This window comes from Planosporangium flavigriseum (assembly GCF_011947225.1).
GTDB classification, from domain to species: Bacteria; Actinomycetota; Actinomycetes; order Mycobacteriales; family Micromonosporaceae; genus Planosporangium; species Planosporangium flavigriseum.
This window is the reverse complement of record NZ_JAATVW010000008.1, coordinates 1-19,472: the sequence shown is the minus strand read 5'-3', so window position 1 is coordinate 19,472 and position 19,472 is coordinate 1. Positions and strand designations below refer to the sequence as shown.

19 protein-coding genes and 1 riboswitch are annotated in these 19,472 nt (G+C 71.2%); of the genes, 5 read left to right on the top strand and 14 right to left on the bottom strand.

Annotation, left to right across the window (positions count from 1 at the left end):
* Window positions 1–2 precede the first annotated feature (2 nt).
* A complete protein-coding gene (locus HC028_RS13320; RefSeq protein WP_168077072.1) occupies window positions 3–1,040 on the bottom strand; it encodes an iron ABC transporter substrate-binding protein in 1,038 nt (345 codons plus the stop codon).
* Between the two features lie 178 nt (window positions 1,041–1,218).
* Here HC028_RS13320 and HC028_RS13315 point away from each other — a divergent pair, with 178 nt between their 5' ends.
* Entirely contained in the window at window positions 1,219–1,689 is a 471-nt protein-coding gene (locus HC028_RS13315; protein WP_168077070.1) for a transposase, read from the top strand.
* Between the two features lie 85 nt (window positions 1,690–1,774).
* Here HC028_RS13315 and HC028_RS13310 read toward each other — a convergent pair whose 3' ends face one another.
* Window positions 1,775–2,209 (bottom strand): hypothetical protein, encoded by a 435-nt coding sequence (locus tag HC028_RS13310; protein WP_168077068.1) that lies wholly within the window; start codon window positions 2,207–2,209, stop codon window positions 1,775–1,777.
* On the opposite strand from HC028_RS13310, the gene HC028_RS13305 reads away from it, so the two are divergent.
* Window positions 2,196–2,591, top strand: coding sequence for a hypothetical protein (locus HC028_RS13305; RefSeq protein WP_168077066.1), 396 nt, complete (start codon window positions 2,196–2,198; stop codon window positions 2,589–2,591). The two genes, HC028_RS13310 and HC028_RS13305, sit on opposite strands and share 14 nt — an antisense overlap.
* A gap of 9 nt (window positions 2,592–2,600) precedes the next feature.
* Here the strand turns inward: HC028_RS13305 and HC028_RS28140 are convergent, their stop codons facing one another.
* Both HC028_RS28140 and HC028_RS13295 read right to left on the bottom strand, forming a co-directional pair.
* Window positions 2,601–3,377, bottom strand: a complete 777-nt coding sequence (locus HC028_RS28140; protein WP_203981588.1) for a GNAT family N-acetyltransferase — start codon at window positions 3,375–3,377, stop codon at window positions 2,601–2,603.
* 112 nt (window positions 3,378–3,489) lie between these two features.
* Window positions 3,490–4,392 carry a C39 family peptidase gene (locus tag HC028_RS13295; protein WP_168077064.1) on the bottom strand — a complete coding sequence of 301 codons (903 nt, stop codon included), beginning with the start codon at window positions 4,390–4,392 and terminating at the stop codon, window positions 3,490–3,492.
* Window positions 4,393–4,733: 341 nt separating this feature from the next.
* Window positions 4,734–4,875, bottom strand: a riboswitch (cyclic di-AMP (ydaO/yuaA leader).
* A gap of 239 nt (window positions 4,876–5,114) precedes the next feature.
* On the opposite strand from HC028_RS13295, the gene HC028_RS13290 reads away from it, so the two are divergent.
* Entirely contained in the window at window positions 5,115–6,062 is a 948-nt protein-coding gene (locus tag HC028_RS13290; protein WP_168077062.1) for an SDR family oxidoreductase, read from the top strand.
* Here HC028_RS13290 and HC028_RS13285 read toward each other — a convergent pair.
* From HC028_RS13285 to HC028_RS13240, 10 genes are all read right to left on the bottom strand, one after another.
* Window positions 6,026–6,514: a type II toxin-antitoxin system RatA family toxin gene (locus HC028_RS13285; protein ID WP_168077060.1), complete on the bottom strand. Its 489-nt coding sequence runs from the start codon at window positions 6,512–6,514 to the stop codon at window positions 6,026–6,028. The two genes, HC028_RS13290 and HC028_RS13285, sit on opposite strands and share 37 nt — an antisense overlap.
* Window positions 6,515–6,522: 8 nt before the next feature.
* Entirely contained in the window at window positions 6,523–7,035 is a 513-nt protein-coding gene (locus tag HC028_RS13280; protein WP_168077058.1) for a hypothetical protein, read from the bottom strand.
* A 28-nt stretch (window positions 7,036–7,063) separates the two neighbouring features.
* A complete protein-coding gene (locus HC028_RS13275) occupies window positions 7,064–8,191 on the bottom strand; it encodes a hypothetical protein (RefSeq protein ID WP_168077056.1) in 1,128 nt (375 codons plus the stop codon).
* Entirely contained in the window at window positions 8,188–10,851 is a 2,664-nt protein-coding gene (locus HC028_RS13270; protein WP_168077054.1) for a phosphoenolpyruvate synthase, read from the bottom strand. The genes HC028_RS13275 and HC028_RS13270 overlap by 4 nt, the downstream gene beginning before the upstream one ends.
* Entirely contained in the window at window positions 10,848–12,902 is a 2,055-nt protein-coding gene (locus HC028_RS13265) for an AfsA-related hotdog domain-containing protein (RefSeq protein ID WP_168077052.1), read from the bottom strand. Before HC028_RS13265 ends, HC028_RS13270 begins: the two co-directional genes overlap by 4 nt.
* 25 nt (window positions 12,903–12,927) lie before the next feature.
* On the bottom strand, window positions 12,928–13,200 hold the full coding sequence (locus HC028_RS13260) for a phosphopantetheine-binding protein (RefSeq protein ID WP_168077050.1): 273 nt from the start codon (window positions 13,198–13,200) through the stop codon (window positions 12,928–12,930).
* A 21-nt stretch (window positions 13,201–13,221) separates the two neighbouring features.
* A complete protein-coding gene (locus tag HC028_RS13255; protein ID WP_168077048.1) occupies window positions 13,222–14,304 on the bottom strand; it encodes an SDR family oxidoreductase in 1,083 nt (360 codons plus the stop codon).
* Entirely contained in the window at window positions 14,304–15,263 is a 960-nt protein-coding gene (locus HC028_RS13250; protein ID WP_168077046.1) for a UbiA prenyltransferase family protein, read from the bottom strand. Before HC028_RS13250 ends, HC028_RS13255 begins: the two co-directional genes overlap by 1 nt.
* Complete coding sequence (locus tag HC028_RS13245; protein ID WP_168077044.1) at window positions 15,260–16,555, bottom strand: aspartate aminotransferase family protein; 1,296 nt, start codon at window positions 16,553–16,555, stop codon at window positions 15,260–15,262. Before HC028_RS13245 ends, HC028_RS13250 begins: the two co-directional genes overlap by 4 nt.
* A 589-nt stretch (window positions 16,556–17,144) precedes the next feature.
* Window positions 17,145–17,336, bottom strand: a complete 192-nt coding sequence (locus tag HC028_RS13240) for a hypothetical protein (protein WP_168077042.1) — start codon at window positions 17,334–17,336, stop codon at window positions 17,145–17,147.
* Window positions 17,337–17,519: 183 nt separating this feature from the next.
* On the opposite strand from HC028_RS13240, the gene HC028_RS13230 reads away from it, so the two are divergent.
* Both HC028_RS13230 and HC028_RS13225 read left to right on the top strand, forming a co-directional pair.
* Window positions 17,520–18,446, top strand: coding sequence for a DUF389 domain-containing protein (locus HC028_RS13230; protein WP_239075747.1), 927 nt, complete (start codon window positions 17,520–17,522; stop codon window positions 18,444–18,446).
* Between the two features lie 270 nt (window positions 18,447–18,716).
* Window positions 18,717–19,472 (top strand): Clp protease N-terminal domain-containing protein (locus tag HC028_RS13225; protein WP_275408289.1); only part of this gene is annotated, 756 nt, incomplete at its 3' end.

Sequence of the window (19,472 nt, the reverse complement as noted above, 5' to 3'; positions counted from 1 at the left end):
GGTCAGAGCAGGCCTGCCTGCTGCATCAGCTCGACCACCTTCGGCCCGTTGAGCTTGGCGACGTCCACGTCCGGCGGGCTGAGCTCGCTGAGCGGCTTGAGCTTGGAGTTGGTGGGAACCTCGGCCGAGATGGAGTACTCCCCGGAGTTGCCGTCGGCGAGGATCTTCTGCCCGGCCTTGCCGGTCAGGTACGTCACGAACTGCTGCGCCTCGGCCTGGTGCTTGCTGGCCTTGAGCACGCCGGCGCCGGAGACGCTGACGAACGCGCCGGGGTCCTTGTTGCCCCAGAAGAGCAGCTCGGTGTCCTTGCTGTTGGCACCCGACTCGGCCCGGTCGTTGTACCAGTAGTAGTGGTAGATGACGCCGGCGGAGATTTCGCCGGCGTTGACGGCCTTCATCACCGCGCCGTTGCCCTGGTAGACCTTCGCGTTGGCCTTCAGGCCCTTGAGCCACTCGGCCGTCGCGGCCTCGCCCTTCACCGCGAGAATGGCGCTGACGATGGCCTGGAAGTCCGCCCCGGCGGCGGCGACGCCGATCTTGTTCTTCCACTGCGGCTGCGTGATGTCCATGATGGACGCCGGCAGCTGCTCCTTGGTGACCTGCTTGGAGTTGTACACGAACACCGTCGAGCGGGCGGCGAAGCCCATCCAGTTGCCGGTGGACGGTACGTACTGCTTCGGCACCTGGCTCAACGTCGCGCCGTCGAGCTTGGCGAATCCGCCCTTGCTGTCCACGAGCGTCATCGCCGGGGAATTCTCGGTGACGAACACGTCGGCCGGGGTCGCCGCGCCCTCCTGGACGAGCTGGTTGGCCAGCTCCGAGTCTTTGCCGTTGCGGAACTTGACCTTGATCCCGGTCTCCTTGGTGAAGCCGTCGACCAGCGCCTTCATCATGGGTTCGTGCTGCGCGTTGTACAGGGTGATCGTCTTCGAAGAGTCGGCCGACCCGGCCTCTTTCGAACCGCCGCCGCAGGCCGCCGCTCCCAATGCGACAGTCAGCGCGGCCACAACCGCCAGTACCCGCCGTCCACCCGTACCCATCGTGCTCCTTAAGTAAGGCCAACCTTTGTTAGGCGAGCCTAAGCTCATGGCAAGGGTGCTGTCCAGCCGTCGAGCCGGGGTCATCGGAGTGCGCCTCAGCACATCGGCGGCCGACGCGGCATGGCGATAGGGCGTGTCTCGCTCGGATCCGGGACGAACTGAGCCAGGATCAAGCCCCGTGGATGAGGACGCGATCACCCGATGGGCCCCCGACTCACTGTGGGAGGTCGTCGCCCCGCTGATCCCGGCGACCCCGGTTCGACCCCAGGGCGGCGGTCGTCGACGCGTCGACGACCGCCGCGTGCTCGCCGCGGTGCTGTATCTGACCGGGGCTGGGCACTCCTGGTGGAAGCTGCCCGAGTCGACGTTCGGGGTTACCCGGGCCACCGCCCACCGCAGGTTCACCGAGTGGACGGCAGCCGGCCTGTGGAGCCAGCTCCACGAGGCCGTTCTCGCCCGCGCCGGCGCCGACTGGCCGCCCGGCCTGGTTGACTCGATCGCCACCCAGGCCGCAAAAGAGGAGGCCGCCAGGGCCGGTCGTACCGGTCGCGGCAGCCGATCCGACAGAGCCCGAACGACATCCGTCGGATCGGACCGCGACAACCCTGTGGTTCCGCCCACACCAAATGAGACACCAAATGAGACATGACTTAAGCTCGCCGGGTGCCCAGCGACTTCGGCAGCGACCAGACGCATCACAAAGCAACAGAACGCCTCTCCGGCTATCTCCGGCGCTACCGCCGCCAAGGCCGCCACTCCACAGAATCCACGTCCTTCTGGGGTACTCCCTGGCGTACGACCGCACTAGCAGCGGGCGTCACGGCCCTGGCCCTCGGTGCCCCCTGGGCCCTCGCGTCGACCACGGCCCAGCCGGCCACCACTCCGGATGCCAGCGCGGTGCTCGCCGACGCGAACGAACGCGCGGCAGCGGCGAACTCCAGGGCGAATCGGTCGCTGAGCGACCGCGCGACCGCGTCGCCCAGCAGCTCAGCGACTGATTCGCCCGACAGCCCGCAGGCCAGTCCGCAGACGAGCCCACCCGGCACGCCCCAGGCCAGTTCGACAACGGCGTCGGCGACCCCGTCACCGGCCTCGCCCCCGCCCCCGCCGACCCCGACCAAGCGCCCTCCGGTCGCCGGGCTCAGCCAGGCGCAGATGGACAACGCCATCGCCATCGTCGAGGCGGGCAAGGAGATGAACCTGTCGCGCCGCGCGTTCGTGGTGGCGATCTCCACCGCCCTGCAGGAGAGCAACCTGCAGGTCCTCGCCAACCCGGGCGTAGCGGGGTCGATGGACCACCCGAACCAGGGCGTGGGGTACGACCACGACTCGATCGGGCTGTTCCAGCAGCGGCCGAACTGGGGAAACGTCGACCAGCTGATGGACCCGAAGGAATCCGCGCGCCGGTTCTACGCCGCGCTCATCCAGATCCCCGGCTGGGAGCAGCTTGCCGTCACCGTCGCGGCGCAGCGGGTCCAGGTGTCGGCCTTCCCGGACGCGTACGCCAAGCACCAGCAGCGCGCGGAGCAGATCGTGGACGCGATCGGCTAGCCGGCGCGTTCACCGCGCGGTGCGGTAGTGGTAGGCACATATCTCGGTGAAACCCGCCAGCTCGTACAGCCGGAGAGCCGGCACGTTGTCGCGCTCCACCTGGAGGTACAGGCGGTCAGCCCGATGAGTGCCGGCCCAGCTGGCCAGCGCGGCCAGTACGCGGCGGGCCGCGCCTTTGCCACGAGCCCGGGGAAGCGTCGCCATGCCGAACACCCCGGCCCAGCCGGTGTCGGCGACCGCACGGGCCACCGCGACGACGTCATCCCCGTCCATCGCGCGGGCGTACCCGCTCGGCCGCGCCACCCGTTCGAGCAGGTCCCACTCGGTCCGAGGGTCGCCGCCGTGACCGTGCACCGCGTACCAGGCGTCGAACCACGCGCGGGTCGGGCGGTCGTCCACCTCGACCCGCAGCGCATCTGACGGCGGCCGATCCGAGCCCAGCAGTCGATCCAGGACCTGGGCGTCGGTGGCCACCTGCAAAGACGCCGGGCTTTCCGGGCAGTAGCCGCGCTCGGCCAACAACGTGTCGAGACCGTCCGGACAGACGCCCGGACTGATCTGGAACCGCGCGACCGTGCCGTGAGCGGCGTAGAACCTCTCCGCCCCGACGACCCGGCGCGTCAACTCGCCCGGGCCGGCCGTACGGTGCGGCAGCACCGTCCCCACCCACCAGGAGCAGCGGGGAGCGTGGCGCAGCCACCACCCCTCCGCGTCCTCGACGCGCTCCGCGGGCAGGGCCCGGGCCGCTCGCTCCTGCAAGCCCCTGATCAGTTCCGGACTGGTCACGGCACCCCCTTCCACGGACGCCCACAGATCTTGACGCATCACGAGTGGGGCCGGAAAGGGGTAGGCGGCCCGACCACGTCACATGGTCGAGCCGCCCGGTGCCGCTGTCGGCTCAGTACGAGTAGCCGCGGTTGACCATCCACTTCGTCATGTTGATGGTGGTCACCCAGTACGTACCGTCGCCGTTGGCGTTGGCAGGGTCCGCGACCTTCACCCGCCGGCCGTTGTCTTCGTACCCGACGACGCTCACGTAGTGCCCTCCCCCGTAGCTGTGAAAGCCCCCGGCGATGTCCGTCACCGCGCCGACGACGTTGGTGACCAGGGCTCGGCCGCCGCTGATGGCGCGCACGGCGTCGGCCTGTAGCTGATCCGTCTGGGCGGTGGTGGCGGCCGGTCCCGGAATCTCCCTGGTCTGGTAGACGTTGGCGCCGAGCACGCTGTTCAGCGCGCGGGTCGTGTCGTGGGCCGAGTTCGTCCCGCCCGTCGTGGTGCCCAGCTTGGTCGCGATCTCGTCCTGGCTGAGGAGGTGGCCGCTCGCGCTGAGCGCGATCCGGGTGGCCGCCGGACCGCAGTAGTAGTAGTTCGGCTGCAGTTGGAACTGGTAGTTGAGCACCTTCGACGCCGGCGGTGGCGGCGGCGTCGGGGGTTGAGCGGGTACCGCCTGCGCCTGCGCGGGTGCCGCCGCCTGGGCGGCCACCGCCGCCTTCGTGACCGCCGGCGCCCGGGTACCCGTGGGCGCGGGCGAAGCCATCGGTGCCTGAATGGCCGGCGCCTGGGTGGCCGCCGGCGCGGCCGCGCGGTTCTGGATCCGCGCGGCCCTACCGCCGTTGTCGCGGGCCGCGTCGGTCGCGCCGACCGCCGAGAAGACCCGTGATTCCGCCTGGCTCGGGGCCTGACTCAGCACGACGGCACCGGTTACGCCGACGACGAGAATCGCGGCGGCGGTGACCGGTCCCCGGGGAACGCGCCTGGGCGCGGCATGGCGGGACCTGCGGCGAGCATGTTTGGACTGCACGAAATTCCTCCACAGATGTGCCCTCGTCGTGCGTAGGCACATCGACAAATCGCGAGCGAGTGCGGGACGACGCCGCGCCGGATGAGCCAGCGACGCCCAAGGGGATGCCCGAGCCGAGCGGGGGCGTGGTGTCAGGTGCGCGAAGCCGCGGAGGCCGCGCCAGGATGGTGCTACCGGCAGGGCCGAGCAGCACGGGACCGATCAGTGCAGTACGCCTGCAGTGAGACCGCCGCGGCCTAGTGATCCAACGTCACGGGCCGGCTTCGAACCGGACGTACCAAGGCACGAGAGTGGCGCGGCGCAAGAATGTGGAGGATGGCAGGCGGGCTTGCACGTACGTGGTCTCCTTACGCTGCCGCCTACCGGGTTAGCTGTCGGATTCGGGCGCGAAAGGTCGCCCTACCACAGGCCATGGCCCGCGGATTCACCCCAGGATTGCGATGGGTCCCCGGCTCGTTGAACACGACTCGACGGGCCCGTCCCGGCGGCACCCGCGGTGACCGGTGACCGGAACGGACGCGTTGACACTACTGCCGGGTACCCACCCTGCCAAGCACCGCCGCTGTTACCCGGAGCACGTGCAACCCGCACCGGTCTCCGTCGGCCGGAACCGGGTGGACACCACAGTCCGCCGCCGGGACATGGGACCCTGCAAGCATCGATTCAATAGCACACCGAGCCGCGTCGGGAACACATCGTCCACCAGCTCTCTTTTGTGATTAATGTACTCATTGGACGGTGGTGGCTTGGTCGGCGCCGGTGCCGATAAGGTCAGCGGCGGCAACGCCGGGACGGCCGTCGGGTTGGCCGTCGGGTTGGCCGCAGGAATGCCCGTAGGAATGACCGTCGGGCTGGCCGTAGGGATGACCACCGTGGGGGGTGTCGTGTCCGACACAGGTGGCAGCGCCGTCGTTCTCGGCGCCCGCAAGACCGGTGGCGCGATCGTCGGCCGGCTGCTCGCCGACGGGTGGCGCGTGACCGCGGTGGCCCGCAGCGCACAGACGCTCCGGGCGGTACGGGACCGGGGTGCCCGTACGGTCCGGGCAGACGCCGGCGACCCCGATGAGCTGCGCCGGGTCCTCGACGGCGCGCGCGCCGAGCAGGGCGGCCTGGACCTGGTGGTGAACGCGGTGGCAGCACGCGTGCCGCCCGGCCAATTCGGCGGCGGCCCGATCGCCGACGCGGACCTCGCGACGTTCCGCGCCTGGGGCGTGGCAGTCGCCGAGCAGGCGTTCGTGTTCCTCCACGCGGGCGCGGACGCGCTGCGGCCGGACGGGGGAACGTTGATTCAGCTCACCGGCGGCTCGAGCCTGCGCGCCCAGCCGGGCCGCGGCGCATGGGCCGCAGGGGCGTTCGCCACCCGCGCGCTCGTCCACGCGGCAGCGAACGAGCTACGCGCGGACGGCATCCACGTCGCCCTGGTCATCATCGACGGCGCGATCGGCGGGACCCACGGTGTGATCGGCGGGACCCACGGTGTGATCGGCGGGACCCACGGTGTGATCGGCGGGGCCCACGACGCGATCGGCGCGCGGACCGACGGGGAGTCAGACCTCGCGGTCGAGCTCGGGGAGATCGCCTCGACGGTGACCTTCCTGGCCGCCCCGGGCACGCTCCGCCGCGTACACGAGGTTCAGCTCAGCCGTGCCGGGTCGGTGTGGATCCCGTAGCGCCGATCCGCCGCCGCGACCGCGTCGCGCTCGATGCCGAGCAGCATCTCCCGGCTGTTGGCGCGCAGCGAGCGCTCGGCGACCGGATTGAGCATGTCCGCGAGCAGCGGGATACCGATCTCGAACGTGATGTCCAGCTTCACGTTGGTACGGGCCTCGTCGATCGGGGTGACGCGCCACGCGCCGTCGAAGCTCTCCATGTCCCCGGCCACCTGGTGGAACGCCATGACGAGGTTGTCCGGGTCGAGCTTCTCGACCTCCTCCCACTCCAGGATCGAACCCTTGAGCAGGACCGACCAGCCGCTGCGCCGGGACAGCGGATCGGTACCGTCGATGATCTTCACCCAGCGCACGCTGTCCATCGAGTCGGGGTACCGCTCGATCGCGGTGACGACCTCCCAGACGCGCGCGGCGGGCGCCTGGATGTCCAGTTCGAACGCCACCTCAGGCATGTCTCACCTCACGCATTCCTACCCTCCTCCTGGGACCACTCCTTCGGCAGGAAGCCTTCCTCCCCCACCAGTTCCGCGAGCTTCAGCCAGTCCCGTGCGAGCGCGAGCGACGGAAAGTACCCCGCCGGCACGAGCGGATCCGGGACGTCACCCAGCAGCGCCCGTACGCCGGCGACCAGGCGCTCGCACCGATCGGCCAGCTCGTCGGCGGGAACGTCCCAGCCGGCCCGGACGAGGCTTTCGCACTCCCGGCCGAGGGGGTGGTCCCCGACGCGTGCCAGGGCCCAGGGCGCCCGGACCCGGGCCGCCGGCAGCGGTCGATCGTGGTGGAGCACCAGGTTGAGCACGACGGCGCAGCTCTGCCCGATCACGCGCGCGTTGCGGTGCACCAGGCCGTCCTGCCCCTCGACGACCGCACCGCGCAGGTCCTCCAGCAACGCCGCGATCGGAAGCCCGACCCACCACATCGCGTGCCCGCGGCACCAGGCGTACCGCCGGGCGTCGACATCGATTGTCTTCATCGCACCGCCTTCACCGCCATCACCGCCTTCATAGCACCGCCCCCGCCACCTCTGACGCGACCGCCAGCTCGGCCACTGGTACGCCCCGGTCCCAGCGCGGCTGCGCCAGCCCGCGCTCGTACAGGCCGAGACAGAAGTCGGTCTCCGCCCGCCCGCCGCCGCGCCACACCCTCGTCTCCGCAACACCGGCGCCGGCCGGCTCGGCGATCGTGGTCATCGCTGATTCGGCCAGTTCCCGCCACGCGGCCAGCTCCGCCTCGGACAGCTCCCACAGACCACCCACCGCCGGGGCGACCAGCAACCACGTATCGCCGGTCTTGCACACGCTCAGGCCCGAGCCGACCCAGCTCACCAGCGCCGTCAACTGGTCGGGTTCGGTCGGCACGCCGGTCAGCCGCCCGACGAGCGCGACCGCGTCGGCGACATAGGCGGCGCAGTCCGCCACCCCGGTCGGCAGCGACGCGTACCGGCGGTACGCGTCGCGCAGGTCCGGCGCGTGGCTCTTCAGCCGCTCGTGCAGCCACTTGTCCCCGGTGAACGGCACACCGCAGGCCGTGAGCACGACCGTGAACGCCTCCTCCACGGCCTCGCGGGCGTTGACCACCGCGGTCAGCCAGCGGTGGGATCGGGCGGCCAGCTGCGCCACCCAGATCGACTCCCGCAGCCGCTCGGCGTACTCGCGCAGCACCAGGTCGCGGGCGACCGCCCGGAAGTCCGGCACCGAGGCCGGGGCGAGCGGCGCGCCGGCCAGGCCCAGCCCGAACGCGACCCGGTGCAGGAGCTTGAGTTGCTGCTCCTGCTCGACGCTGCCGAAGGCGCCGGCGATCGGCGCGTGCCGGCCGAGTGCTTGCGCGGCGAGTACGAACAGCGCGTTGATGTCGGCGTGCGAACGGGTCCACACGTCGACCCGCAGCGTCGAGACCCAGTGCTGCAGCGGCACCAGGGACCGCGCCGTGGTCGCGCCGCAGACCACGACGTCGAAGTCGCTGAGCCGGTTGCCGAGCCCGAAGGTGAGCGAGCCGCCGGCGATGACGGTGTCCGCCGGCTCCCGCAGGTAGTCCACGACGGCGAGCACGTCGGAGACGCCGACGCCGTGAAAGCCGCGCAGCCGGGCGTCCAGCGCCGCGCGCCGCCGGTTCTCCGCGGGGGTGTTCATGCCTCCTCCGCATGGATCGTCACCGTGCCCGCCGCGCCGTCCACGGTCAGCCGCGTCCCCGTAGCGACCCGGTCGGTCAGCCGCGGGATCTGGACAACCGTCGGCACGCCGAGCTCGCGGGCCGCGATGGCGACGTGGGTGAGCGGACTCCCCCGCTCGATGAGCAGCGCCGTCGCGCTGGCGAGCACCCCGACCCAACCGGGGTCGGTGCGGTAGGTGACCACGATGTTGGCACCCGCGTCGCCGGGCCGGTCCAGGACCCTGGCCTCGCCGGTGGCCACGCCGGGACTCGACGGCGTACCACGAAGCACATCGCCGGCCTCCGCACCGTCCACTGTGGCAGCGTCGGCGCGCCGCTGTCCCCAGTACGTCCCGCCCGTCGTGACGAAGCGAGGCGGGGGCGCCGGGAGGCGCCGCTGCCGGTCCTGCTGGTCGCGGCGCAGCTGCGCCAGCGGCCGCAGCTCACGGTGGTCGATCGTGCCGGTGAACGCGCCGCGCAGCTCCTCCAGCCGCAGGAAGAAGACGTCGCGGGCTTGGCTCAGCGCGCCGGTCCGGGCAAGGTCGGCCCCGATCGCGGTGAGCATCCGCCGCGCCATGCCGAACGCGCGGGTACGGGCGAACCGCACCCGCTCGCGCTCACGCAGCACGGCGCGCACCGACCGGCGGGCCCGCTCGTACACCCAGCGGCGCGGCCCCCGCAGGTGCGCGTCCAGGTACGCGTCGGCGTCCTCAGTGACCGCCGGGCCGGGTTCATCACCCACCTCCAGCGCGTCGCGCAGCATCGACATCAGCAGGGTCGGATCTTCGCGCAGGTCGGGCTCTTCCAGCTTGAGCTCGTTGGCGCTGCGGTAGCCGAACTCGTGCAGGTACCGGTCCAGCCCGTCGCGCAGCCGGGCGGCGCTCGGCCCCGGCGCGACCCGCAGCCAGTCGTACGCCTCCCGAGCGGGCCGCTCCCGGATCGCCGCCGCCAGTTCCGGCCGGCGCCGCAGGTCGCGCGCCAACTCGATCAGCCGGCGGGCCGGCAGGGTGGACCCGACGTCGGCTCCAACTTTGACGACGTGCCACCGGAACCACTCCGGCGCATCCGGCAGCCACCTGCTGGTCAGCGCGTACAACACCCCGTACGAGAGCATGATGACGTTGTCCAGCACGGCCATCCGCCCCCACTGGGCCAGCAGCGTGCGCTCGACCTGCGTGAAGCGCCGGTACACCTCGGCGGCGGGCAGCCGGGCGTAGTCAACGGCGTCGACCTCCCGGTACACGGCCTCGAAGCGGCGCAGGAACCGGGCGACCGACGGCTTCACCGTCAGGCAGTACCAGCCGAACGTCACCGCGATCCGGGCCCGCGCTCCCGCCGTGACCAGCCGGGAGCCGTACTGAAGCGGGCGCGGCCGGTGCGCGCGCTCCACCGGCGTCTCCGGTACGCCCATCGCAGCGGCCAGGATCCGGCGGTGCAGCCGGTAACCGGGGAGCAGCCCGATCACCTTGATCCAGTTCAGCACGTTGTAGTACACCCGGCCGTCGAAGTAGCCGAGCATGCTGGCGAAGTCGGGCTCCATCAGCGCCAGTTGGGAGCGCGGCACGCCGAGTAGCGAGCAGTACTCCCGGTACACCCGCCCGTACATCTCGCGGGCGAAGCTGAACGTGAGCGGGGCGGTGATCTCGCCATAGCTCTCGATGATGTTCGAGTTGTCCCAGACTCGCACGTCGTCACCGGCGCCCTCCCCGCCGGGCAGTGCCGTGATCGGGCGGGCCTGCAGGACGTACAGCCGGTCGTCGGCGAACGCCCACTCGACGTCCTGCGGCGCGCCGTACAGTTCTTCGATCCGCTCGCCGGTGGCCCGCAACAGGTGGATCTGCGCGGTTGTCAAAGCGAGGGCCGCCCGGCGCCCCGGCTCCACCCGCTCGGTCCGGCACCCCGCACCGGCCGCGCGCGTGATCCGCTCGCGCTTCTCCCCCACGACGACGTCGGTCACCGCGCCGCTGGTGCGGTCGACGGTGACCGTGTCGGCGTCGACCGCACCCGACACCAGGCCTTCACCCAGCCCGTACACGGCACTGATCAGCATCTCGTCACGGCGGCCGGACAGCACGTTCGCGGTGAACAGCACGCCGCTGACCTCGGCCGGCACGAAGCGCTGGAGGATGACGGCCATCCCGGTCTCCTGCCCGGGCAGGTCGTGCAGCAGGCGGTAGGTCAGGGACCGGGCCGAGTAGGTCGACGCCCAGCAGGCGCGGACCCGGTCGGCCACGGCGTCCACCCCGACCACGTTGAGGAACGAATCGTACTGACCGGCGTACGACAGCCCGGTGGAGTCCTCACCGACAGCCGACGAGCGCACGGCTATCGCGCCGCCCGCGACCTCGGCGTAGGCGTCGACGACCGCCGCCCGGCTGGCCGGGTCGAGCGCCGTCGCGGCGAACGCGGCCCGGATGGCTGCGGCCACCTCGTCGGCGTTGTCGGCGCTCACCTCGGCGAGCGCCGCGTCGATCCGCGCGCCGAGCCCGGTGGCTTTCCGGTACGTGTCGAACACGCCGGTGCCGATGGCCGTCCACGCCGGCACCTCGAACCCGGCCCGGCTCAGGCGAGACAAGTTGGCCGCCTTACCGCCGAACTCCTCGGGCCCGCACTGTCCATTCAGGAGAAATTGGCTCGTCATAGCCGGCCTCCCCGCGGCGCGGCCACCGCCGTGCTGACCCGGCACACCGTGGCGCCGCGCTGCCGCATCGAAACCATGACGCCCGTAGCGTCCTGCTCGCTCCGATCGGAGATGCTGGCGGTGCAGCGCACCGGCAGGTCGACCTCGGCCATCGCGGGGAACGACGCGTGCAGGCGGGTCGGCGTGAGTGCCCCGGCCAGGGACCCGGTTGTTCGGGCCACCGTCCAGATCGCCGCCTGCCGAGCGGCCTCCATCAGCAGCATGCCGGGCAGGTGGTCATGATCGTGGTCGAACATTCCCCGGTACGCCAGGTCGAGCGCGAGGTCGAAGGCGTTGTCCTGGGCCCCCTCCCCGTCGCCCTCCGTGCGGCCGGCGAGCACGACGTTGCGTTGCGCGGTCCGGCCCACGCTCGCGGCGGGAAGGAGCGGAGCGCGTACGGCCGGCGGCGGGCCGACCCGCGCTCCGAGCCCATGGGCGGCGCGGACGGCCGAACGCAGCGCCCCGTACTCCGCCGGCCCGCTCCACGAGCCGGACATAGTGCCGGTGCCCACCGGACGACCGTCGGGCGCGGTGAAGGTCAAGCCGGCCACCAGCCCGGGCCGTGGCGACTCGATGAGCCGTCTCAGCTCGAACGCGGTCTCGACGCGCAGCCGGCCGGGCTGGTCGGCGAAGGGCAGCTGCGGGGCGAGGTCGACGCCGAGCCGCCCCAGCAGGAACGCCCGGTCGAACGGCACTCCCAGGTGGCGATGGACGACGACGTAGAACGCCTGGCGGCAGAGCTCCAGCACCGCCATGAGGTCGAACCGCGCCGGACCCGCGGGCAGATCGCTGAGGTAGCAGTGGGTCTGCGGCAGTTCGGCGGCGAGCGCGAACGTCCCGCTGTCCACCTGCGCGCTGTCGGTCACCAGCACCTCCTCGATGCCCTCCTTATGGATGAGGCCACGCGGTACGGGCTGGTCGTAGCGCAGTGCCGGCGGCGCTGGCTCTCCCCCGCCTCGGTCATGCCCCGTTCGGGCAGCACGGGGGCGGCACGGCAGCCAGCCGGGCGGCAGGATCGCGGGCTCGGACCGCCGGTCCCACTCCGATCCGGGCACGCCGGCGAGGATCGGTACGGTGCCCGACTCGGAGGCGACCATGAGATGCGTGCCCAGGACGATCCGATCCCAGGCGTCCAGCGGCACCCCGGCCACGCCGGCCAGGTCGCACAGGCCGCGCCAGTCGGCGTTGAGGCCGGCCTCCATCGCCTCCAGCGCCGACGCCAGCGTACGGACGGCCGGCCCGGTGCGGCCGGCCAGGCGCTGATACATCCGCTCGACGAAGCCGGCAAGGCTGAGATCACGTGCCGGGGTTCGCTCGTACAACCGCGCCACCAGGGACTGCGCCGCCGCGGTCGCGTCGGCCCCCCGCCGCAGCTGCCGGTACAACTTCCGCCGCTGCGGCGCGTCGAACAGCACCCCCAGCTCGCGTACCAGGTCCGCCGGCTCATCCGCGGTGTGCACGAAGTTGAGCAGGAAGTTGTCGTTGCCCAACCGGTGGCGAAGGTGCCAGGGCTGCCGCCGCGCCGGCTCCGCGGGGCCCTTCGCACCTGACAGGCGTACCGTCGCGGGCCGGTCGCCCGGCGGCATCGCGACGATGAGCAGCAACGAGTCCCCACCGCGCACGATCAGGTCGGCGAGGTCGCGCCGGTCTCGGCTGGCGACGTTCCACTGGTACTGCCACATCACCCTGGTCGTGTGCCGATCCAGCCGGACCGGTTCGGCGGCGACCACCGTGCCCTGCTCGCCGAGCCAGCCGAGCGCCGCCGACAGCCGCCGCCCGACCACGGCGTCGGGCTTGAGCAGCAGCACGGCATGGTGGCGCAGGATGTACTCGATGGCGTCCGGCGGCAGCTCGCACAGGTCCTCCCAGCTGTCCCGGAAGTAGCTGTCGACGGCGAACAGGGCACGCTTGCCCGGGATGACCGACAACGACTCGAGCAGGGGTGGGGCGTGTTCGGCGCCGAGCCGTACCGAGGGGTCGACAATCTCCGTGGTCTTCACCGTACGGGTCACTGACTCTCCAATCACGACTGTCGAATCACGCGGGCGTACGTGGTCGGCTCCGGCGGGCGTCGAGGACCCGCCGCACCATGTCCTCGGCGTCCTGGAGGGTCCGTACCGACCGGAAGTCGCCGTCGACCGGCGGCAGGTCGAACTCGGCCTCGAGCAGCCCCATCAGTTCCAACAGGGACAGCGAGTCGTAGCCCAGGTCGTCGGTGAGCACCATGCCCGCGTGCACCCGGCCCACCGCGATGGGCGCCGCCTCGACGACGAGTCTTCGTACGCGGTCGGCGATCGTCTGTTCTGGCATTGGTTCCTCCTTCGTCGTGTCTCACGCCGCCGCGTCGCCGCGCCACGGCAGCGGGTTCATCGCCGCCAGGCGGGGATTGGTCGAGGCCCAGTACCGGACCGAGGCGCGCAGGCAGCCGTCCACGCCGTTGACGGCATGGGTGACGGGCAGCGGCACGGTCGAGACCAGGTACGGCTCGAACACCGAGAGCAGGTCGAGCATCCGGTTCTGCCGGATGGTCAGGTGCTCCCGCGCGAACGGCACAAAGAATCGGTTCCAGCGCTGCGGGGTGATGATCCGGGGCGGCTGCAACGGTTCGTGTCCGCGCGCCGCCCGCCAGCCATTCAGCGCCGCCATGACCACGTCGAGGGCGTGGCTGACCGGCAGGGCGTCCCCCATCACGGCGTCCCCCATCGCGGCGTCCCCCATCACGGCGTCCCCCATCACGGCGTCCCCCATCGCGGCGTCCCCCATCGCGGCGTCCCCCATCGCGGCAAGGATCAGGTCGGCGAGGTCGTCGACGGGGACCAGGTCGAACCTCGCCTGCGGGTCGGCGGCGACGACCGGGACGGCGCCGGTCGCGATGCCACGCACGAGCGTGTACAGGCCGGAGAAGCGGGCCGCGCGGCCGTCGGAGCGCCGGCCCAGGATGAGGGCCGGCCTGATCACGGTCAGCCGCGGAAACAACTCCCGCGCGAGGCGTTCGGCGTGGGCCTTGGACCACTCGTACGAGTTGCGGTAATCGTCGAGGTCGGGTGACGAACCGTCGCCGCGGTGGCCACCGGCGTACGCGGTGGACACGTGGATCACGTGGGTGCCCGGCGAGACCAACGGCGCCAGCGCCGCAACGGTGTCCACATTGGCTCGTCGCGCGGCGTCCGGGCGCAGGGACCACCGCACGTCCGCAGCCGTGTTGATGACCACATCCCACGGCCCCGCCAGCGCGACCGGGGGCGGCTCGGCGCCCATGTGCCACTTGACGACCGCGGGCAGCAGGTCCGAGCCGCGGCGGCTGGTGCCGGTGACCGTGACGTCGCCCATGAGGTCGGCGCGCTGCCGCAGCCGGTCGTACACCTCGAATCCGACCAGCCCGGTGGCGCCCGTGACCAGTACGCGTCGAATCATCAGCACCCCCTGGGTCCAGCGAGCAGCGCCGCCACCGAAACGGCGAGCTGTACGGGCAGGAGAAGCGCCATGCCGGCCCGCGCCGCCCGGCCCCGCCTGCGCGTCGGCGCCTGCGCGAACCGGGCCAGCGCGACCTGGGGACCGGCGGCGAGCACGGGTAACGCCATGACACCTGCGGCCGGGCCGTCCGCGAGCCGGAGCAGGGTCGCCAGTACCGCGGTCTGGACCGCGACGGCGACCGCACCGACCGTCGCGGCGCGCCGGACCCCGAGCGCGCGGACGTACGCCCGGCCGCCGCCCGTCCCAGGAAGGAACTTGCGCACCAGGTCCACCGAGGCCGACAGGGTGACGCCGAGAGCCGCTACCGCGAACGCCGCGGGCGGAAGGCTGCGCGGGCCGGCGCCCAGTTGCGCGATCCACACGCAGACCAGCCCGGATAGCGGCAGATGCAACAACGGGTACAGCACCGGGCGATCAGCGATCCACCGGCCGAGGAAAAAGTCCTTGGCGGCCAGGGCGGTCCACGCGAGCGCCAGCGCCCACCAGCGCCCGGCCCGGCCGATGCCTCCGTCGGCGGCGAGCGTGACGATGAGCTGGAGCGCCACCGCGCCCGCAGCCACCACCTTGAGCTGGTCGAGCGTCACCACGCCCCGCTGCAGCACCCGGCCGGGGTACTCCGCGCGGTCGCGTTCGTAGTCCTTGTGCTCGTCGACGATGCGGACCATCAAGAAGAAGGCCCACCCGGCGGCGACCGCGGCCAGGTCGCCCAGGTGTGGCCGGGGCGCGCCGGGATGGGTGAGAACGCGACCGTAGAGCAGAGCAACCAGGCAGGCGGGGACCATGACGGCACCGAGTGCGACCGGGAACCGCTCCTGCGCCCAGGCCGCCAGCCGCCGCGATAACGGCCGGGCTGCGGGAACGGCCGGATCCCGCCGGCGCTGGCGCTGCGTGGCTGTCATGCCGGACCTCCCGCGACGGGCTCGTCGGCGGCGGTCTCGTCGGCGGCGGGCTCCTCGGCGGCGATTCGTCCGGTAGCCGCAAGCGCGGTCCGGAACGCCTCCATCGCCCGCTCCAACTCGGCGGGCGTCGTGACCATCGGCGGCAGCAGGCGGATCGTTCGGCGCGAACTCAGGCACGGCGATACGAGCAGGCCGGCGTCGGCGAGTTCGACCAGCATCGAGCCGGCCATGGCCGGCCTGGCGAAGTCGACGCCCCACAGCAGCCCCTGTCCGCGTACCTCGCGGACCAGCGCCGGGTAGCCCCTCGCGAGGTCGCGCAGCTCGCGACCGAACCTGGCGCCCAACTCGTCGGCGCGCTCGGCCAGCCGGTCGATGACGGGCAACGACGCCCGGCCGGCCGCGCACGAGAGCGGGTGGCCACCGAAGGTGGCGGTGTGCCAGGTGGGGTCGCCCACCAGCGGCGCGAAGAAGTCCGAGGTACCGACGGCTGCGGACAGCGGCAGTACGCCACCGCCCAACGCCTTGCCGAACAGGACGGCGTCCGGCGCCCACCCGGCGTCGACCGCCATGGAGAAGGGCCCGCAGCGGCGCAGGCCGGCCTGGATCTCGTCACTGATCAGGAAGGCGGCGGCGGCGCGCGCATCGGCGCCCCACTGCCGGACGACGCCGGCGTCGAGCGGTCGTACGCCGGCCTCGCCCTGGACGGGCTCGACGATCAGTGCGGCGACGTCACCGGCGCGCACCTCTCGGGCGACGGCCCCGGCGTCGTCGCGACGGAGGTGGGTGACCGGCCCCAGCACGCCGTCCAAGCCGGCGCGGAAGGACGTCGAGTCGGTGACGGACAGCGCACCGAGCGTCTTGCCGTGGAACGCGCCCTCCACGGCAAGGATGCGCGGGCGGCCCGTCCCGCGCCGGGCGAGCTTCAACGCCACCTCGACGGCGTCCGCTCCGTCGCTGCCGAGCCATACCCGTTCCAGTTCGGCCCCGCACCGGCTGAGCAGCTCTTCGATGAACACGGCCACGGTCGGGTTGGCCAGCGCTCGGGTGCCGGTGGGCATGGCGGCCAGCTGCGCCGCGACGGCGTCGACCACGGGTCCGCACCGATGGCCGAGCAGCGTCACGGCGTACGACCCGAAGTCGATGAGTTCGCGCCCGTCAGACAGGCGCACGGTGGCGCCGTTCGCCGCCACCTCGTACGCGCCGTGCCCGACCATTTTGTAGCCGAGCGCGAGGCCCGGTGAGACGTGCCGACGAAGGATCCCGTACACGTCCGGCTCCGTTGCCGGCGACATCGGTGTTCTGTACGCACTGGAGCTGGACAATTGTTTCCCCTCGGCTCCTACCGAATGACAGCGGCCATGGGCGCACCGGCGCACGGTTTCCGCCGCAGTTTCCGCCACTATCCGTGCGGGTTGTAAAAACTCTCAAGGGAATATGTAAAAAACCGATGACGCTCACTCCCCCGCGATTGCGCACCTGCGCACTGAACCCACCCGGCGGCACCGGGAACGCCATGCCGTCCTGATCAGAGGGGTTTCACGGGATTTCCGGCGAGCGTTCCCGCAGGAAGCGCGTTCGCGCCGGCCTCCGCGACCGCACGTCCGCGCCGGACACTGCCGAGCCAGCCGCAGCCGAAACGCGGAACTCCTTGCATCATCTGCGCCACTCCAAATCTAGGCTTGGCCGTTTTCCCGCAGCAACCTAGCAAGGGTCCTTGATCCAGTTAAAGCACTAATGCCGTGCTTAATGTCACGCCAAGGGAAATACACAAAGCCCCTTATTAAGCGCGCCTTAGCGAAATACGAATTGCCTTCAGTCAATTTGACTACGGATACGTAACCGTAAGCGCGAGCGAAGCAGGGTGACGGGCGGGCGCGCCCGTCACCGGCCGCTCACGGCTGCGCCCGCCAGCCGATTGCCCCGCGCCAGCACCTCGAAGATCTTGGCCTGAGCGAACTCGATCTTCATCGTCGCGGACGACAACAGCAAGGACGACAACAGCAAGGACGACAACAGCAAGGTTGTCGACCGAGCCGAGCGCTTCTGCGCGTCCGCCGCGCGGAAGAAGCCCAACTTCCTGGCGGTCGACCGTTACGACCTGGGTGGCGCGAAGTCCGCGGTCGACCAGCTCAATACCTATTGGTACGCCGCGTGAGCAGCCGCTGCGTTCGGGGCGCCCCGCTGGGTGGCGGATGGGTGTGGCTTGAACAGCTAACGGCACGGATGGGCGATGATCAGGCGGAATACGCAGTCGAAGTGCCGGTACCGCGCCCGCTGCGCGCCCGAGCCCGAGCCCGCGCCCGCCGCGAAGGAGAACCTGCCACGATCCACCTGCGCATCATCTCGCCTCGAGACCGGTCTCCGGAGGTCGTCAGCCTACTCGCGAACGATCCCGCCGTCGCCCACCTCATCGTGGTGCCAGACGCGGGTCGCCGGCCTGCGGGCGACGTGGTGCTCTGCGACGTGGTGCGCGAGGGCGCCAGCACGGTGCTCGACGGCCTGCGCGCCCTCGGCGTCGACCATACCGGCGCGATCTCCATGGAGACCGTCGAGGTGACGTTATCGACCGCGGCGGAGGAGGCCGCCCGCGCCGTACCCGGACTCGGCGTGGACGCGGTGGTGTGGGACGAGATCGAGCAACGAACCGGCGAGGAAACGACCCTGTCCGGCGCGTACCTGATCTTCCTGACCGTGGCAATGATCATCGCAGGTATCGGGGTCCTCCTCGACCAGCCGATCCTGATCGTCGGCGCGATGGTCGTGGGTCCGGAGTTCGGCCCCCTTGCCGCGCTGTGCGTCGGGATCGTGCGGCGGCGGCTTTCCATGGTCGCCCGCTCGGTGCTCGCGCTCGCCGTCGGCTTCCCGATCGCCATGCTGGTCACCGTGTTCACCACCTGGGCCATGACCGCCATGGGCCTGGTCAGCAAGGAGATGCTGCTGGCGGAGCGCCCGCTCACCGGCTTCATCTGGCGCCCGGACGCGCTGTCCTGGATCGTCGCGTTCCTCGCCGGGGTGGCCGGCATGCTCGCGCTCACCTCGGCGATCCAGTTCCTCGTCAACGTGGCCGCCCTCGTCACGGCCGGCATCGTGACGCTGCTGATCCAGCGCCTGATGTGGCGGCGTGGGGCCCGCCGTACGCCGACCGAGATGGTGGTCAAGCGCATCGCGGCGGCGGACCAGTGAGCCGCGGCGGAAATCCGGCCGCGGTCCATGATTCGGCCGCCGGCCAGCGGGAATCACCCTCTGCCGGGGCTAGCATTGGAGGTAGGTAGCCCGCCTACCCATATGTGCACCGGCAGCCGCGCCCGCACTGGCGTCCGGCGCAACGGTGTTCAGAGCGGTGAGGTTTAAAGCATTCGACTCAGCGCATCAGATGATTGTTCGTTTGATTGTTCGTTGAGCGGAGCCTTCGCCGGCAGGGTGTACGGGTGGCCTGCCGGAGGATGATGGACGATGTTCGAGCGGTTCACCGACCGAGCACGGCGGGTGGTTGTCCTGGCCCAGGAAGAGGCCAGGATGCTCAACCACAACTACATCGGTACCGAGCACATCCTGCTCGGCCTCGTCCACGAGGGTGAGGGCGTGCACGGCGGCGAGGGCGTGGCGGCCAAGGCGCTCGAGAGCCTCGGCATCTCGCTGGAGGGTGTGCGTCAGCAGGTCGAGGAGATCATCGGCCAGGGGCAGCAGGCGCCCGGCGGCGACATTCCGTTCACGCCGCGTGCCAAGAAGGTTCTGGAGCTCTCGCTTCGCGAGGCGCTGCAGCTCGGTCACAACTACATCGGAACCGAGCACATCCTGCTGGGCCTGATCCGCGAGGGTGAGGGGCTCGCGGCGCAGGTGTTGATCAGGTTGGGTGCCGATCTGAATCTGGTCCGCCACCGGGTGATCAGGTTGCTCTCGGGTTACCAGGGCAAGGAGCCCGCCGAGGCAGGTACCAGCCCGGCCGAGGCACCCGCCTCCGCCAGCGCGGTCCTTTCCCAGTTTGGGCGCAGACTCACGCAGGCTGCCCGCGAGGGCAAGCTCGACCCGGTGATCGGCCGGGAGCGGGAGATCGAGCGGGTGATGCAGGTACTCTCCCGCCGTACCAAGAACAACCCGGTCCTCATCGGCGAGCCCGGCGTGGGCAAGACGGCCGTTGTGGAAGGCCTGGCGCAGCGCATCGTCCGGGGCGAGGTGCCCGAGACGCTCAAGGACAAGCAGCTGTACACC

Excerpts from the sequence above, each read along its gene's own strand:
- HC028_RS13320 (WP_168077072.1), bottom strand. The coding sequence starts at position 1,040 with ATGGGTACGGGTGGACGGCGGGTACTGGCGGTTGTGGCCGCGCTGACT.
- HC028_RS13305 (WP_168077066.1), top strand. The coding sequence starts at position 2,196 with ATGGACAACGCCATCGCCATCGTCGAGGCGGGCAAGGAGATGAACCTG.
- HC028_RS13310 (WP_168077068.1), bottom strand. The coding sequence starts at position 2,209 with ATGGCGTTGTCCATCTGCGCCTGGCTGAGCCCGGCGACCGGAGGGCGC.
- HC028_RS13290 (WP_168077062.1), top strand. The coding sequence starts at position 5,115 with ATGTACTCATTGGACGGTGGTGGCTTGGTCGGCGCCGGTGCCGATAAG.
- HC028_RS13285 (WP_168077060.1), bottom strand. The coding sequence starts at position 6,514 with ATGCCTGAGGTGGCGTTCGAACTGGACATCCAGGCGCCCGCCGCGCGC.
- HC028_RS13280 (WP_168077058.1), bottom strand. The coding sequence starts at position 7,035 with ATGAAGACAATCGATGTCGACGCCCGGCGGTACGCCTGGTGCCGCGGG.
- HC028_RS13275 (WP_168077056.1), bottom strand. The coding sequence starts at position 8,191 with ATGAACACCCCCGCGGAGAACCGGCGGCGCGCGGCGCTGGACGCCCGG.
- HC028_RS13270 (WP_168077054.1), bottom strand. The coding sequence starts at position 10,851 with ATGACGAGCCAATTTCTCCTGAATGGACAGTGCGGGCCCGAGGAGTTC.
- HC028_RS13260 (WP_168077050.1), bottom strand. The coding sequence starts at position 13,200 with ATGCCAGAACAGACGATCGCCGACCGCGTACGAAGACTCGTCGTCGAG.
- HC028_RS13255 (WP_168077048.1), bottom strand. The coding sequence starts at position 14,304 with ATGATTCGACGCGTACTGGTCACGGGCGCCACCGGGCTGGTCGGATTC.
- HC028_RS13250 (WP_168077046.1), bottom strand. The coding sequence starts at position 15,263 with ATGACAGCCACGCAGCGCCAGCGCCGGCGGGATCCGGCCGTTCCCGCA.
- HC028_RS13245 (WP_168077044.1), bottom strand. The coding sequence starts at position 16,555 with ATGTCGCCGGCAACGGAGCCGGACGTGTACGGGATCCTTCGTCGGCAC.